This window comes from Rhizobium sp. NLR22b (genome assembly GCF_019685295.1).
GTDB lineage: Bacteria > Pseudomonadota > Alphaproteobacteria > Rhizobiales > Rhizobiaceae > Rhizobium.
This window is the reverse complement of record NZ_JABDWM010000002.1, coordinates 83,579-98,021: the sequence shown is the minus strand read 5'-3', so window position 1 is coordinate 98,021 and position 14,443 is coordinate 83,579. Positions and strand designations below refer to the sequence as shown.

At 62.1% G+C, this 14,443-nt stretch carries 13 protein-coding genes; 9 read left to right on the top strand and 4 right to left on the bottom strand.

Annotated features, from left to right (window positions below):
- Positions 1 to 2: 2 nt before the first annotated feature.
- The 4 genes from HJC00_RS04165 (at position 3) to HJC00_RS04150 (ending at position 5,854) form a co-directional block, all read left to right on the top strand.
- Positions 3 to 1,250, top strand: a complete 1,248-nt coding sequence (locus tag HJC00_RS04165; protein WP_221163659.1) for a glycosyltransferase — start codon at positions 3 to 5, stop codon at positions 1,248 to 1,250.
- Positions 1,247 to 2,392: a glycosyltransferase family protein gene (locus HJC00_RS04160; protein WP_221153276.1), complete on the top strand. Its 1,146-nt coding sequence runs from the start codon at positions 1,247 to 1,249 to the stop codon at positions 2,390 to 2,392. The genes HJC00_RS04165 and HJC00_RS04160 overlap by 4 nt, the downstream gene beginning before the upstream one ends.
- Before the next feature lie 182 nt (positions 2,393 to 2,574).
- On the top strand, positions 2,575 to 5,289 hold the full coding sequence (locus tag HJC00_RS04155; RefSeq protein ID WP_210632499.1) for an ABC transporter ATP-binding protein: 2,715 nt from the start codon (positions 2,575 to 2,577) through the stop codon (positions 5,287 to 5,289).
- A gap of 97 nt (positions 5,290 to 5,386) precedes the next feature.
- On the top strand, positions 5,387 to 5,854 hold the full coding sequence (locus HJC00_RS04150) for a cyclic nucleotide-binding domain-containing protein (RefSeq protein WP_004679746.1): 468 nt from the start codon (positions 5,387 to 5,389) through the stop codon (positions 5,852 to 5,854).
- A 6-nt stretch (positions 5,855 to 5,860) separates the two neighbouring features.
- On the opposite strand, the gene HJC00_RS04145 is transcribed toward HJC00_RS04150, so the two are convergent.
- The 4 genes from HJC00_RS04145 to HJC00_RS04130 all read right to left on the bottom strand — a co-directional run bounded on the left by HJC00_RS04145 (position 5,861) and on the right by HJC00_RS04130 (position 8,902).
- Entirely contained in the window at positions 5,861 to 6,151 is a 291-nt protein-coding gene (locus HJC00_RS04145; protein WP_221144848.1) for a type II toxin-antitoxin system RelE/ParE family toxin, read from the bottom strand.
- Positions 6,148 to 6,606, bottom strand: a complete 459-nt coding sequence (locus tag HJC00_RS04140; RefSeq protein WP_210632497.1) for a hypothetical protein — start codon at positions 6,604 to 6,606, stop codon at positions 6,148 to 6,150. Before HJC00_RS04140 ends, HJC00_RS04145 begins: the two co-directional genes overlap by 4 nt.
- A 364-nt stretch (positions 6,607 to 6,970) precedes the next feature.
- Positions 6,971 to 7,501, bottom strand: coding sequence for an alpha/beta hydrolase (locus tag HJC00_RS04135; RefSeq protein WP_210632496.1), 531 nt, complete (start codon positions 7,499 to 7,501; stop codon positions 6,971 to 6,973).
- A gap of 69 nt (positions 7,502 to 7,570) precedes the next feature.
- Positions 7,571 to 8,902: an MFS transporter gene (locus HJC00_RS04130; protein ID WP_210632495.1), complete on the bottom strand. Its 1,332-nt coding sequence runs from the start codon at positions 8,900 to 8,902 to the stop codon at positions 7,571 to 7,573.
- 376 nt (positions 8,903 to 9,278) lie between these two features.
- Between HJC00_RS04130 and cyoA the strand changes: the two genes are divergently transcribed.
- Genes cyoA through HJC00_RS04105 form a run of 5 tightly spaced genes read left to right on the top strand, consistent with a single transcriptional unit; the run spans position 9,279 to position 14,326 of the window.
- Entirely contained in the window at positions 9,279 to 10,463 is a 1,185-nt protein-coding gene (gene cyoA / locus HJC00_RS04125) for a ubiquinol oxidase subunit II (protein WP_221163658.1), read from the top strand.
- Between the two features lie 42 nt (positions 10,464 to 10,505).
- Positions 10,506 to 12,509, top strand: coding sequence for a cytochrome o ubiquinol oxidase subunit I (cyoB, locus tag HJC00_RS04120; RefSeq protein ID WP_210632493.1), 2,004 nt, complete (start codon positions 10,506 to 10,508; stop codon positions 12,507 to 12,509).
- Between the two features lie 5 nt (positions 12,510 to 12,514).
- Complete coding sequence (cyoC, locus tag HJC00_RS04115) at positions 12,515 to 13,135, top strand: cytochrome o ubiquinol oxidase subunit III (RefSeq protein ID WP_064812310.1); 621 nt, start codon at positions 12,515 to 12,517, stop codon at positions 13,133 to 13,135.
- Positions 13,132 to 13,533, top strand: a complete 402-nt coding sequence (gene cyoD / locus HJC00_RS04110; RefSeq protein ID WP_210632492.1) for a cytochrome o ubiquinol oxidase subunit IV — start codon at positions 13,132 to 13,134, stop codon at positions 13,531 to 13,533. The genes cyoC and cyoD overlap by 4 nt, the downstream gene beginning before the upstream one ends.
- A 37-nt stretch (positions 13,534 to 13,570) precedes the next feature.
- On the top strand, positions 13,571 to 14,326 hold the full coding sequence (locus HJC00_RS04105) for an SURF1 family protein (protein WP_210632491.1): 756 nt from the start codon (positions 13,571 to 13,573) through the stop codon (positions 14,324 to 14,326).
- The last annotated feature ends 117 nt before the right edge of the window (positions 14,327 to 14,443 follow it).

Sequence of the window (14,443 nt, the reverse complement as noted above, 5' to 3'; positions counted from 1 at the left end):
CCTTGCCGCCACGCCGCAAGATACTCGTCGTGCTGAAAGGCTATCCCCGCCTTTCGGAAACCTTCATCGCCCAGGAATTGCTCGGCCTCGAAAGGGCCGGCTTCGACCTGACGCTGATTTCCATGCGCCGGCCGACCGACAAGAAGCGCCATCCGGTGCATGACGAGATCAAGGCGAGTGTCGTCTATCTGCCGGAATATCTGCACGAGGAACCGATTCGCGTGCTGAAAGGCCTCGTCGCCGGCTTCGGTAAAACCGGCTTCAAGGCGCTGATCAAACGCTTCTTCGCCGACCTCAAGCGCGACCTCTCCCGCAACCGCTTCCGCCGTCTCGGCCAGGCGCTGGTGCTGGCGCGCGAATGGCCTGATGGAGGCGAGTGGCTGCATGCTCATTTCATCCATACGCCGGCCTCGGTGACGGAATATACCAGCATCCTGACGGGCACGCCCTGGACCTGTTCGGCCCATGCCAAGGACATATGGACCTCGCCCGACTGGGAACTGAAGGAGAAGCTGAAGCGCGCCCGCTGGACCGTCACCTGCACTCGGTCTGGCTACGAACACATGCGCGTGCTGACATCGCGCAAGGAGGCGGTACATTTGAGCTATCACGGCCTCGATCTCGCCCGCTTCGGCCATTTTTCCGGCGCGCATTCGCAGAGGACCGGCAACAACCCGGCTGATCCGGCCTTCATCCTCAGCGTCGGCCGCGCCGTCGAGAAGAAGGGCTACGACGTCTTGCTTCGGGCGCTGGCGCTGCTGCCGGCGGACCTCCATTGGCGCATGGAGCATATCGGCGGCGGTGACGAGCTTGCCAGGCTGAAGGCGCTCGCCGCCGAGCTCGGCCTCTCCGGCCGCATCATCTGGAAGGGCGCCATGGCGCAGGAAGACGTGCTCGACCACTACCGCCGCGCCGACGTCTTTGCGCTCGCCTGCCGCATCGCCGCCAACGGCGACCGCGACGGCCTGCCGAACGTGTTGGTCGAGGCCGCGAGCCAGCGTCTCATCTGCGTCTCCACGACAGTATCCGGCGTGCCGGAACTGCTGACGGATGGCGAGAACGGCCTCGTCGTGCCGCCGGAGGATCCGGCGCTGCTCGCCCGGGCGCTCGAGGCGGCGATCCGCGATCCGGCGCTGCGCCAGCGCCTCGGCGACGCCGCCGAAAGGCGGGTGCGCGAGGACTTCGACTATCACTCCAGCATCAGACAGCTCGCCGGCCTGTTCGAGGCCGAATGGCAGAAGGCGTCATGACGGCACCGCGTATCTTCTTCTATGTCCAGCATCTGCTCGGCATCGGCCACATCGCCCGCGCCAGCCGCATCGCCAATGCGCTGGTCAGGCACGGTTTCGACGTCACCGTCGTCACCGGCGGCCTGCCGGTACCGGGCTTTCCCGGCGAGGGTGTGAAGACCGTTGCCCTGCCGGCGGTCGTCGCCAGCAATGCCGGTTTCTCCGGCCTCGCCGATGCCGATGGCCAGCCGGCCGGGGAAGAATTCCTGGCCGCCCGCCGGCAATTGCTGCTCGATGCCTTCCATGCCACAAGGCCCGATGTCGTCATCATCGAGGCCTTCCCCTTCGGCCGGCGGCAGATGCGCTTCGAACTCCTGCCCTTGCTCGCTGCGATCGAGAAGACCGAACCGCGGCCGAAACTCCTAAGCTCGGTTCGCGACATCCTGCAGGAAAACCGCAAGGCCGGCCGCGACGCGGAGACCGCCGCCCTGGTCAACCATCACTTCGACGCTGTGCTCGTCCATGGCGATCCCGGCTTCGTCAGGCTCGAAGATACTTTCCCGCTGACGCCAGAAATCGCCGACAGGCTGCGTTATACCGGCCTCGTTACGCCGCCGCCGGCGCCCGAACCGACGGAAACCTTCGACATTATCGCATCGGCCGGCGGCGGCGCGGTCGGCGCCGAGCTGATCGGCGCGGCGAAGGAGGCGGCGGCGCTGCTGCCGGGCGATCTTCGCTGGCTGCTGATCTCAGGTCCCAACCTGCCGGAGGCCGATTTCGCCAGACTGTCGCGGGACGCAGCCCCGAATGTGACTCTGGTTCGCTTTCGCAAGGATTTTCCCTCGCTCTTGCGCGGCGCCAGGGTATCGATCTCGCAGGCCGGCTACAACACGGTCGGCGACCTCTTGCGTACCGAGTGCCGGCCGATCCTCATCCCCTTCGTCGCCGGCGGCGAGACCGAACAGACAGTGCGCGCCGAACGGCTGCAGGCGCTGGGTCTTGCCGACATCCTGCCGGAACGGGGGCTGACCTCCACACATGTGAAAGAGGCTGTCGAAAAGGCGCTGACAGCGCCTCGGCAGGAGCCGGTTTCGCTCGATCTCGACGGGGCGGAGAAGACGGCCGCCATCATTCGCTCGATGATTGCCGAATCGCTCGCCTAATTTAAAAATCCTGTGATATAAGCAGAGTTCCGGCGAGAATCGGCCTTTCTGCAGCCGGTCCCTTCGCCTTGTTTTCATTGCGATATCGGCGGTCCGGCTGCATGGTCCTGTTCTCGACAATTCCTCCCGTCCCGCGCCAGGATCGCGCCTTCGAAATTTCCCAGCACGCTGACGGTTAGCCAATGGAAAAGAGCCTCGCCCGCTATATCTGGAAGAACACGCGGCTGCAGCAGCTGTGGATCCTGGCTGTCGTCGCGGCCTCGATGATCCCTTATTTCCTGTCCTTCGACCTGCCGAAGCAGATCGTCAACGGACCGATCCAGGGCGACGGCTTTGAAGGCCCCGGCGCAACCCAGACCTTCATGCACATCGCCTATGACATTCCGCTGATCGGCCATGTCGAATTCTTCAAGGGCGTGCAGCTCGACCGCTTCCAGATGCTGATGGCCCTGAGCCTCGTGTTCCTGGCGCTGGTGGTGCTAAACGGGCTCTTCAAGTTCTACATCAACACCTATAAGGGCCGGCTCGGCGAACGCATGCTGCGCCGCATCCGCTTCGAACTGATCGACCGGGTGCTGCGGTTTCCGCCGGCTCATTTCAAGCGGGTGAAATCGGCCGAGATCGCCACCATGATCAAGGACGAAGTGGAGCCGATGGGCGGTTTCACCGGCGACGCCTTCGTCTCGCCCGCCCTGCTCGGCGGCCAGGCGATCACCGCGCTCGCCTTCATCATCGTGCAGAATTTCTGGCTCGGCATGATCGCCGCCGCCATCGTCGGCGTCCAGGCCGTCGTCATTCCCCGCATGCGCAAGCGCCTGCTGGATCTCGGCCGCCAGCGGCAGCTGACGGCGCGCGAACTTTCCGGCCGCGTCGGCGAAATCGTAGACGGCATCGGCACGATCCACGGCAACGACACGTCCAACCTCGAACGCGCCGACATCGCCTGGCGGCTCGGCCGCATCTTCTCGATCCGCTACGACCTTTACCAGTGGAAGTTCCTGGTGAAGTTCATCAACAACTTCCTCGCCCAGGTCACGCCCTTCCTGTTCTACGCGATCGGCGGTTATCTGGCGCTGCAGGGCCGGCTCGACATCGGCCAGCTCGTCGCAGTCATCTCGGCCTACAAGGACCTGCCCGGGCCGCTGAAGGAACTGATCGACTGGGACCAGATGCGTCAGGACGTGCAGGTGAAATACCAGCAGGTCTACGAGCAGTTCAACGTCGAGCCCTTGATCGAGAGCCACATCCAGGAATTGGCGACCGCACCCGTGGGCGCACTGACCAGCGCGCTGGTCGTCACCAACCTCACGCTCTCCGATGACAGCGGCGCCCGCCTCGTCGACCACGTCTCGGTCGAAATCAAGCCGAACGAGACGGTTGCGATCGTCGGTCCGAACGGCAGTGGCGCCGAAGCCTTCGCCGAAGCGCTCGGCCGGATGGTCTGGCCCGACTCCGGCCGCATCACCATCGACGGACGCGACCTGCTCGAGCTGCCGGAATCGATCACCGGTCGCCGCATCTCCTATGCCTCGGCCGACACCTTCTTCTTCCATGGCACGCTCGCCAGCAATCTGCTCTACGGCCTCAAGCACGCGCCGATGATCGACGCCGTCTACGACGAGAAAGAAGCGCAGGAGTATAAATGGCATTCCATCGAGGCGGTGAAGGCCGGCAACCCGACGCTCGACCTCAACAGCGATTGGGTGGATTATCAGGCGGCCGGCGCCAATGGACCGGATGATCTCCTCAAAGCGATCCGGCCGGTGCTCGACGCCGTGCTGATCTCGCAGGACATCCTCGACCTGGCGCTGCGCTCGAACGTCAATACCGACGTGCATGTGGCGGTCAGCGACCATGTCGTGGCGCTGCGCGCGTCGCTGCGCGACCGGCTGCGCGACGAAGGTCTCGACGGCATCGTCGTGCCTTTCGATTTCGACGCCTACAACGCCCAGGCGACGGTCGGTGAGAACCTGCTCTTCGGCACCATGAAGCGGCCGTTGATGACCAACCGCCGGCTCGCCGCCCATCCCTATTTCCAGCAGCTCTTCCGCGAGACGGGCCTCAGCACCGATCTCTACGCCATGGGCCTCGAGATTGCCGAAAACGCCGTCGAACTCTTCCACGACCTGCCGCCGGATCATCCTTTCTTCCAGCAGCTGACCTTCATGACGGCGGACGACATTCCGACCTATCAGGCGCTCCTGCAGAAGCTGCAAAGCCGCCGCTTCGAGGACGCCACGCCTGAGGAGCGCTCCGCCATCATCCGGCTGAGCTTCGCCTATATCGAGCCGCGCCACCGCTTCGGCCTTTTGACCAACGAGCTGATGGACAAGATCGTCAGCGCCCGCAAGCAGTTCCACGCGCATATTCCGGCCGATCTCGCCGAGCTGATCGAGCGCTACGACGCCGAGCGTTTCACGCCGTCGGCCAGCCTGATGGACAATGTGCTCTTCGGCCGCATCGCCTATCAGCAGGCCGACGCCTCCGACCGCATCCGCGCCATCATGGGCGAGCTCTTCGACGCACTCGACCTTTATGACGATGTCCTGTCGATCGGCCTCGAATTCGACGTCGGCTCCGGCGGCAAGCGGTTGACCATGGTGCAGCGCCAGAAGCTGAACCTGGCCCGCGCGCTTCTGAAGCGCTCGGATTATTTCGTCTTCAATCGGCCGTTGTCGGCACTCGATCAGCGCGTTCAGGATCAGATCACCCGCAACATCATCGAAGACCTGCATAAGGAAGGTGAGCGCCCGGCGATCATCTGGGTTCTTTCGAATGCGCGGATGGCCGAAATGTTCGACCGAATCCTGCTCTTCGACCGCGGCGGGCTGGCGGAAGCCGGAAACTATCCGGAACTTTCCGAGAAAAACGGTATGTTCAAGGAACTGTTATCGTAATATTCTATTGGGGCGGCGATGGTAGGCGTTCCCGGGGGAACGCCCCGAATTGAGGCGCCTGGTTCCAAGAACCCTGCGTCAGGGGATTGAAACGCTCATGCTATTGAGAGACGAAGTCGAAATGCTGCGCCGGGTGCCGATCTTTTCGAGGATTGCGCCAGCGAAACTCAAGCTTTTGGCCTTCACCTCCGACCGCATGACCTACAAGGCCGGTCAGGATCTCTTCCATCAGGGCGATGTCGGCGACGCCGCCTATGTCATCCTCTCCGGCAGCGCCGATATCATCGTCTCCTCGCCGGCCGGCGAGATCAAGGTCGCCGACGTCGAGCTCAATTCCATCGTCGGCGAAATCGCCATTCTCTGCGATGTCTCGCGCACGGCAACGGTGCGCGCCACCTCGCCGCTCGAAGTATTGCGCATCAGCAAGGAGCACTTTTTAAAGCTGCTCAGCGATTTCCCGGAGATGGCCGTGGAAATCATGCGCGTGCTTGCCGACCGCCTGAACCACACGACCGCCGAACTGACGGCAGCGCGGGCTGCCAAGCAGCCGCAGATGGCGCAGTAAGAATATTCAGCGTTTCGGTGGCCATTGTTGAGCGCCGTGCAGAAGGCGCAAAATCTCCACCCGTCTGATTTTCTGACGAACACGATAGATCACAATAAAGGACGTGCGCGAAATGACGAGTTCGCGCGTTCCGTCAATTCGTCCGGGCCGGCCGATCTCGGGCTGATCGATGAGCAAATCCGTTTGGCGCTCGATCTCGTCAAGGTGGCTTATCGCGGCGCTGAGATTCTGATCGGCGATAAACTGTATTGCTCGCTTGCGATCTGACGCAGCTTTCGCACGCCAGATGAGCTTCACTTGGCTTTACCCTTAAGGCGCGCCACCAACTCTGCTCGTTCGCGCGCCATCTCTTTTTTGACCGTCTCGTGCGGAATCCCGACCGTGTCAGGATCATCGGCCTCCCGGATCGCCTCCTCGACCTGTTCGCGAAACCACTTGTCGTATTCTGCTGCCTCATGGGTGCGGCGCAGGGCTGCCGCACGATCCGGCCGAGAGACAGTCTCGGGAGCGTAATCGGCCGCATCGACATCGAACTGGGAGATGCCGACATCCTTGAGATAGGAAACCAGGGTATCCATGCGCTTGAACAGGCGCACCTTGCGGCTGCGCTGGGCGGCAAGCGGGCGTTCGGCCTTGCCGTAGCGGATGACGACGGACCAGCCGCCGGTTTTGCCGACGACGTGAGCAGCATCGACCGCCCCTGCCTCGACAAGACGGGAAAGCGTCGAATGATCGATGGTTTCTGCGGTCATGTCAAATCCTCGCTGATCCCGAAGATTGGCGCATTTAATTATAGATTGCAATGCATTCAATAATTGACATTGTATTTGCAATGGTCCAGCAGATGTCAGGCGCAAGGCCACGGCTGCTGCAGCCTTTGTGCCGCGTGGCTGCCCCTCACCCTAACCCTCTCCCGGTAAACGGGGCGAGGGGACGTGACCTGCGAGAGGCTGGCGGGGAACGGAGGGAATATGCACATGAACAGACTCTTTCGCGGGCGTTCGCGACCACCCTGGATGCGGTGTCTGCCATGATATCTTCCACGATCGTCGTTACAGGGTGCAACGCCGGCAAGGGAAAGTCAGGCCGAAGCGGCCAAGCGACACAGAATACATCCTATTCAAACGGGACTCTGCCTTCGACAAAGGCCGCAATATCCGACCTCAACGGAGATTGAGCGGTATGCGCATCGAGCCGATAAAAATCATGCTGCTTGCCGGCGTAGATTTTCCAGCACTGGGGAACAGCGTTGTTCCAGCTTTCAGTTGGCCGGTATGGATCGAGTTCTCCCCAGAAAACCATGGTGGGTATAGCGAGGGGAGACGTTTCGAAGCGCAATCTGGTTGATGACACGCAGATCAGCGCCTGGATTTCCAGACCCTCTTTGACCGCATTCCACAGGACCGTTCCACCGGCGCTAAAACCGATCCCCAAGCACCCGCGTCCGTCGATCTCACGAAGTGCCCGGACCGCATGCCGCATGCCGTCACGGTTGAAAAGATGGTCGTGAAGCGCGTCTCCACGCAGATCGGGACGCCCGCTCAGATCGGCCAGTTGCAAATCTTGTCGCTGAAAGCTGCCAGCATCCAGCAGCTCGACAAAGGTTTCGGGAAAGCCGTGGATATCGCCAACGACCAGATGTTGCATTTCGACGATGCCGCTCTTCGCTTCGATAGATGATAACGGCCGCCGGTTTCCCGGCGGACTGTCTCGATCTTATTCCCGCTGCTCCAGCGCCTTGCTGAAGGCGAGTGCTGCGAGCGTACAGATGGCGCCGGAGAGCAGGTAGTAACCGACGAAGGTCAGGCCGAAGCGGCTGGAGAGGCTGAGGGCCACCAGCGGCGCAAAGCCGGCGCCGATCAGCCAGGCAAGGTCGGAGGTGAAGGCGGCGCCGGTATACCGATAGCCGCGACCGAAGCGCGACGAGATCGAACCGGTCGCCTGGCCGAAGGACAGCCCGAGCACGCCGAAGCCGATGATGACGAAGGCGTCGTGGCCGTTATTGCCCGAGGCGATCAGGATCGGTCCGATAAAGCTGAAGATGGCGATGATGACGGCGCAGATGGCGAGCTGGGCACGCCGGCCGATGCGATCGGCGATCAGCCCCGAGGCGACGATGGCGACGACGCCGACCAGGGCGCCGATCACCTGCACCACCATGAAGGCGCCGATCGGCTGATTGCCGTAAAGGCTCATCCAGCCGAGCGGGAAGATGGTGACCAGGTGGAACATGGCGAAACTGGCGAGCGGCACGAAGGCGCCGATCAGGATGTCGCGGCCGTGAACGCGCAGCACCTGGAGGATCGGTGCGGCCTCCAGTTCATGCTGCTCCAGGAGCGTACCGAATTCCTTGGTCATGACCAGCCGCAGACGCGCAAACAGCGCCACGACGTTGATCGCGAAGGCGACGAAGAAGGGATAGCGCCAGCCCCAGGAGAGGAAATCCTCGCTGGACAGGTTGGCGACGAAATAACCGAAGAGCGTGCTTGCCAGCGCAAAGCCGATCGGCGCGCCGAGCTGCGGGATCATCGCGTACCAGCCGCGGTGATTGGGCGGCGCGTTGAGCGCGAGCAGCGAGGCAAGACCGTCCCAGGCGCCGCCGAGCGCAAAACCCTGGCCGAGACGGAAAAGCGCCAGCAGGGCGATCGACCAGACGCCGATCTCCGCGTAACCCGGAAGGAAGGCGATCGAGGCCGTGGAGCCGCCGAGCAGGAAGAGCGCGATGGTGAGCTTTGTGCCGCGCCCGTACATCCGGTCGATCGTCATGAAGACGACGGAGCCGACCGGACGGGCGAGGAAAGCGAGCGAGAAGATGGCGAAGGAATAGAGCGTCGCTGTCAGCCGGTCCGGTGCGAAGGGAAAGACGAGCTGCGGAAAGACCAGGACCGAGGCGAGGCCATAGACGAAGAAATCGAAGAATTCCGACATGCGGCCGATCACCACGCCGATGGCGATGCTGCCCGGCGAAACCGGCTTGTCGTCGTGAATGCGCCGCGCGTCGCGTTCCAGCGACGACGATGACGGTCCGTAATGCGATGCTGTGGCCATGAAACGCCTCCCTCGTTGAGGCGCTTTCGGCACGGCGCCTCAACCTGATCTTGATCAAACCCGCAGGCTTATCAAGTCCGTAAGATGCAAATAGTTCATCATCGCGGCTTAAATTGAGCCGGGCCGGGAAAAATTGCGTGATCCCGGCGGTGATTTTTCCCCTGCTAAAGCTGGCCGGCCCGGCTCTTGCGGATATATTGAGTGGACATGCGCGCGCAAAAAATCCTTCTTAATTTCATCAGGATTTCAAGGCGGTAGCGCAACACGATTCTGCCGCACTGCGACATCTTTGCTGCACTGCGACTTTCCGCCTCATGTCGCTATCGGGTTCAGTGCTTTAGTCGCGGTCAAAACGAAACAACAAGAGCTTAGAGACGTGCAAAAACTCATGAAGTTTTCCCGCCTTCTATCCGTCTTGCCGCTGCTTTTCCTGGCAGGATGCAACATGGTGGTCATGGCGCCCTCGGGCGACATCGCCGTGCAACAGCGCGATCTGATCGTCATCGCGACGGTGCTGATGCTTTTGATCATCGTCCCGGTGATCTTCCTGACGCTGCTCTTCGCCTGGCGCTACCGCCGCTCCAACACGGCCGCCGCTTACGCGCCGGAATGGCATCATTCGACCCGCCTCGAAATCGTCATCTGGGCGGCACCCCTGGCGATCATCATTGCGCTCGGCGCCGTCACCTGGATTTCCACGCACAAGCTCGATCCCTACCGCCCGCTCGACCGGCTCGATGCCGAGCGCGCCATCCCGGCCGATACAAAGCCGCTGACCGTCGAGGTCGTGGCGCTCGACTGGAAATGGCTGTTCTTCTATCCCGAACTCGGCATTGCCACCGTCAACGAGCTCGCCGCCCCCGTCGACATGCCGGTCAATTTCAAGATCACCGCATCCTCAGTGATGAACTCCTTCTACATCCCCGCCCTTGCCGGCCAGATCTACGCCATGCCCGGCATGGAGACGAAGCTGCACGCCGTCATCAACCGGGAGGGCGAATATGAAGGCTTCTCCGCCAATTACAGCGGCGCCGGTTTCTCGCACATGCGCTTCAAGTTCCATGGCCTCACCCGCGAAGGCTTCGACGCCTGGGTGGCCAAGGTCAAGCAGCAGGGCACGATGCTCAATCGCGACGCCTATCTCAAGCTCGAGAAGCCGAGCGAGAAGGAGCCGGTGCGCTATTATGCCGGCGCCGACGCCGATCTCTACGACGCCATCCTCAACATGTGCGCCACCCCGGGCAAGATGTGCATGAACGAAATGATGCATATCGACATGACGGGCGGCGGCGGCAAGGAAAGCGCCGAAAACCGCGAGAAGCTGCAATACGACAACCGCCATGCCGCCGAAGACGTCGTCGAGCCTGGAGCTACTGTGCCGGCAACGGGCGTTCCGGCACAGGTCGAGCCGCCCAAGAGCAGCGATGGCAACGGCATGCAGCACGACATGCCCGGCATGCACAGCACGCCCGGAATGGACATGCAGCATGACGGCCATTCCATGCCCGACACGGGCAACGGCGCCGATCCGGCGCCGGCGCAGCTCAACAACAACAATTAACCTGGCGCTTTGCGTCGCAAGACATAATGAACGGGTTGTTCCATGTTTTCCAATCCTGACCTCCTGAAGTTGATCTTCGGCCGGTTGACCCTCGACGCCATTCCCTACCACGAGCCAATTCTGGTCGTGACCTTCATCGGCGTCGTCATCGGCGGTCTCGCCGTGTTTGGCGCCATCACCTATTTCAAGTTCTGGGGTCCGCTCTGGCACGACTGGATCTGCAGCGTCGATCACAAGAAGATCGGCATCATGTATGTGATCCTGGCCGTCATCATGCTGCTGCGCGGCTTTTCCGACGCGATCCTGATGCGCGTCCAGCAGGCGATCGCCTTCAACGGCTCGGAGGGCTACCTGCCGCCGCACCATTACGACCAGATCTTCACCGCCCACGGTGTCATCATGATCTTCTTCGTGGCGATGCCCTTCGTCACCGGTCTGATGAACTTCGTGGTGCCGCTGCAGATCGGGGCGCGCGACGTGTCCTTCCCCTTCCTCAACAACTTTTCCTTCTGGATGACCACAGCCGGCGCGATCATCATCATGCTGTCGCTGTTCATCGGTGAATTCGCCCAGACCGGCTGGCTCGCTTATCCGCCGCTGTCGGGCGCCGCCTACAGTCCGGGCGTCGGCGTCGACTATTATATCTGGGGCCTGCAGGTGGCCGGTGTGGGAACGACGCTGTCCGGCATCAACCTGATCGCCACCATCGTCAAGATGCGCGCGCCCGGCATGACCTTCATGAAGATGCCCGTCTTCACCTGGACGGCGCTCTGCACCAACGTGCTGATCGTCGCCTCCTTTCCGATCCTGACGGCAACGCTCGCGCTGCTATCTCTCGACCGCTATGCCGGCACGAATTTCTTCACCAACGACCTCGGCGGCAATCCGATGATGTATATCAACCTCATCTGGATCTGGGGCCATCCGGAGGTCTACATCCTGGTGCTGCCGGCCTTCGGCATCTTCTCGGAAGTCGTCGCCACGTTCTCGGGAAAACGCCTGTTCGGCTACGCCTCGATGGTCTACGCCACCTGCGTGATCATGATCCTGTCCTACATCGTCTGGCTGCACCACTTCTTCACGATGGGCTCGGGCGCTTCCGTCAATTCCTTCTTCGGCATCACCACGATGATCATCTCGATCCCGACGGGAGCGAAGATCTTCAACTGGCTCTTCACCATGTATCGCGGCCGCATCCGCTACGAGGTGCCGATGCTGTGGACGGTCGGCTTCATGGTGACCTTCGTCATCGGCGGCATGACCGGCGTCATGCTGGCGGTGCCGCCGGCCGACTTCGTGCTGCACAATTCGCTGTTCCTCATCGCCCATTTCCACAACGTCATCATCGGCGGCGTTCTCTTCGGCATGTTCGCCGGCGTGAACTACTGGTTCCCGAAGGCCTTCGGCTTCAAGCTGGATCCCTTCTGGGGCAAGATGAGCTTCTGGTTCTGGCAGATCGGCTTCTGGTTCGCCTTCATGCCGCTCTACGTGCTCGGCCTGATGGGCGTCACCCGGCGCATGAGCCAGTTCGAGGACCCGTCGCTGCGGATCTGGTTCATCATCGCTGCCTTCGGCGTCGGCCTGATCGCGCTCGGCATCGCCGCCTTCCTGATCCAGATCGTCGTCAGCTTCATGAAACGCGAGGAATTGCGCGACGACAGCGGCGATCCCTGGGATGCCCGGACGCTGGAATGGTCGACCTCCTCGCCGCCGCCGGACTACAACTTCGCCTTCACGCCCGTGGTCCACGACCATGACAGCTGGTACGACATGAAAAGGCGCGGCTACGAGCGCCCGCTCGGCGGCTTCAAGCCGATCCACATGCCGAAGAATACCGGCACCGGCGCCATCCTGTCGGCCATCAGCGTCGCGCTTGCCTTCGGCCTGATCTGGTACATGTGGTGGCTGGTGATCCTTTCAGCCGTCGCGCTGCTGGTGGTGGCGATCGGCCATACCTTCAACTACAAGCGCGACTTCTACATTCCCGCCGGCAAGGTGACCGAAACGGAAGGCAAGCGCACGGCGCTGCTTGCCGAGCAGGTGTAATGACCATGAGCGATCAAACCATCGACACGGCCGAAAAGCCTGAATTCTATCTGACCGAAGACCATCATCCGGAAGGGAGCACCAATCTCGGCTTCTGGCTCTACCTGATGAGCGACTGCCTGATCTTCGCGGTGCTGTTTGCCACGCACGGCGTGCTCGGCCGCAACTATGCCGCCGGGCCGTCGCCAGCCGATCTCTTCGATCTGCCGATCGTCGCTCTCAACACCTCGATGCTGCTCTTCTCCTCGATTACCTACGGCTTCGCCATGCTGCAGATGGAGCGGAACGCCAAGGCGGAAACACTGTTCTGGCTTGCCGTCACCGGCCTGTTCGGCGCAGCCTTCATCGGGCTCGAACTCTACGAGTTCATCCACCTGATCCACGAGGGCGCCGGACCGACCCGCAGCGCCTTCCTTTCCTCCTTCTTCACGCTCGTCGGCACACACGGGCTGCACGTCACCTTCGGCATCATCTGGCTGATCACGCTGATGGTGCAGGTGTCGATGCACGGGCTGGTCGAGGCCAACCGCCGCCGCCTGATGTGCCTTTCGATGTTCTGGCACTTCCTCGACGTCGTCTGGATCGGCGTCTTTTCCTTCGTCTATCTGCTCGGAGTTCTCGGATGAGTTCGCAAGCACCCACCCATGAGGATGCCCACGAGGCGCATCACGGCCACAGCCATGGTCACCAGGCCGGCCACGGTACGTTCAAAAGCTACATGACGGGCTTCGCACTTTCCGTCATCCTGACCGCCATTCCCTTCTGGGCGGTCATGTCCGGCGTCGTCGCCAGCCCGGCACTGACAGCGGTGCTGGTGATGGGCCTCGGCGCCATCCAGATCGTCGTCCATATGGTCTTCTTCCTGCACATGAACCCCAGGAGCGAAGGCGGCTGGACGATGATGGCGCTGATCTTCACCCTCATCATCGTCGCCATCGCGCTCTCCGGTTCGCTCTGGGTCATGCATCATCTCAATTCCAATATGATGCCGATGAGCCCCGAGATGATGAAGAACATGCCGTGACAGCAATGAGGGGCGGCGGCAGCGCCGCCCTAAGTCGATGAGCGAAGCCCCCACGCAAAAATCGGAAAGACAGCATTTCCGGGCAAAACGTGCGCTTTTCGCCGTCTGCCTGACGCTGCTTGCCGCCATCCTCTTTGGCCTCGGCACCTGGCAGGTTCAACGCCTGGGCTGGAAGCGCGACCTCATCGCCCGCGTGGACCAGCGCGTGCACGACGCCGCCGTGCCGGCCCCGGCGCGCGCCGACTGGGGGAAGGTCAATGCCGGCAGCGACGAATATCGCCGGGTGACCGTCGAGGGAATGCTGGCAAACGGCAAGGAGACGCTGGTCTACGCCTCGACCGTGCTCGGCCCGGGTTATTGGGTGATGACGCCGCTGATGCTCGCCGACGGCACCGCCATCCTCGTCAATCGCGGCTTCGTGCCGACGGACAGGCGCGACCCCGCGTCGCGCCGCGACGGTCAGATATCGGGCCTGATCGAGATCACCGGACTGATGCGGATGACCGAGCCGAAGGGATCGCTGCTCCAATCCAACGACGTCGCCGCCGACCGTTGGTATTCACGCGATGTCGCAGCGATCGCCCAAAAACGCGGCCTCGGCGCGGTCGCGCCCTATTTCATCGATGCCGACGCCGCTGCAAATCCCGGGGGCCTGCCCGTCGGCGGCCTCACCGTCATCCGTTTTCCCAACAACCATCTCGTCTATGCGATCACCTGGTACGGACTGGCGGTGATGGTGCTGGCATTGCTGGTGTTTGTTGTTCGCGGCGAGATCGGAAGAGGCCGAGCGTAGGCCGGCCTCGCTGTCGCTTTGCAAGGGCGCGAGCGCTCCGGCAAGCAACAGTTGCACGCCGGCAGTTTGCGCGCGCCGGCTTAATCTCTTGTAAAGCGGTGTGCGATACTGCTTGCC

Coding starts and splice junctions, on each gene's coding strand:
- HJC00_RS04160 (WP_221153276.1), top strand. CDS start 1,247: ATGACGGCACCGCGTATCTTCTTCTATGTCCAGCATCTGCTCGGCATC.
- HJC00_RS04155 (WP_210632499.1), top strand. CDS start 2,575: ATGGAAAAGAGCCTCGCCCGCTATATCTGGAAGAACACGCGGCTGCAG.
- HJC00_RS04150 (WP_004679746.1), top strand. CDS start 5,387: ATGCTATTGAGAGACGAAGTCGAAATGCTGCGCCGGGTGCCGATCTTT.
- HJC00_RS04140 (WP_210632497.1), bottom strand. CDS start 6,606: ATGACCGCAGAAACCATCGATCATTCGACGCTTTCCCGTCTTGTCGAG.
- HJC00_RS04135 (WP_210632496.1), bottom strand. CDS start 7,501: ATGCAACATCTGGTCGTTGGCGATATCCACGGCTTTCCCGAAACCTTT.
- HJC00_RS04130 (WP_210632495.1), bottom strand. CDS start 8,902: ATGGCCACAGCATCGCATTACGGACCGTCATCGTCGTCGCTGGAACGC.
- cyoB (WP_210632493.1), top strand. CDS start 10,506: ATGTTTTCCAATCCTGACCTCCTGAAGTTGATCTTCGGCCGGTTGACC.
- cyoC (WP_064812310.1), top strand. CDS start 12,515: ATGAGCGATCAAACCATCGACACGGCCGAAAAGCCTGAATTCTATCTG.
- cyoD (WP_210632492.1), top strand. CDS start 13,132: ATGAGTTCGCAAGCACCCACCCATGAGGATGCCCACGAGGCGCATCAC.
- HJC00_RS04105 (WP_210632491.1), top strand. CDS start 13,571: ATGAGCGAAGCCCCCACGCAAAAATCGGAAAGACAGCATTTCCGGGCA.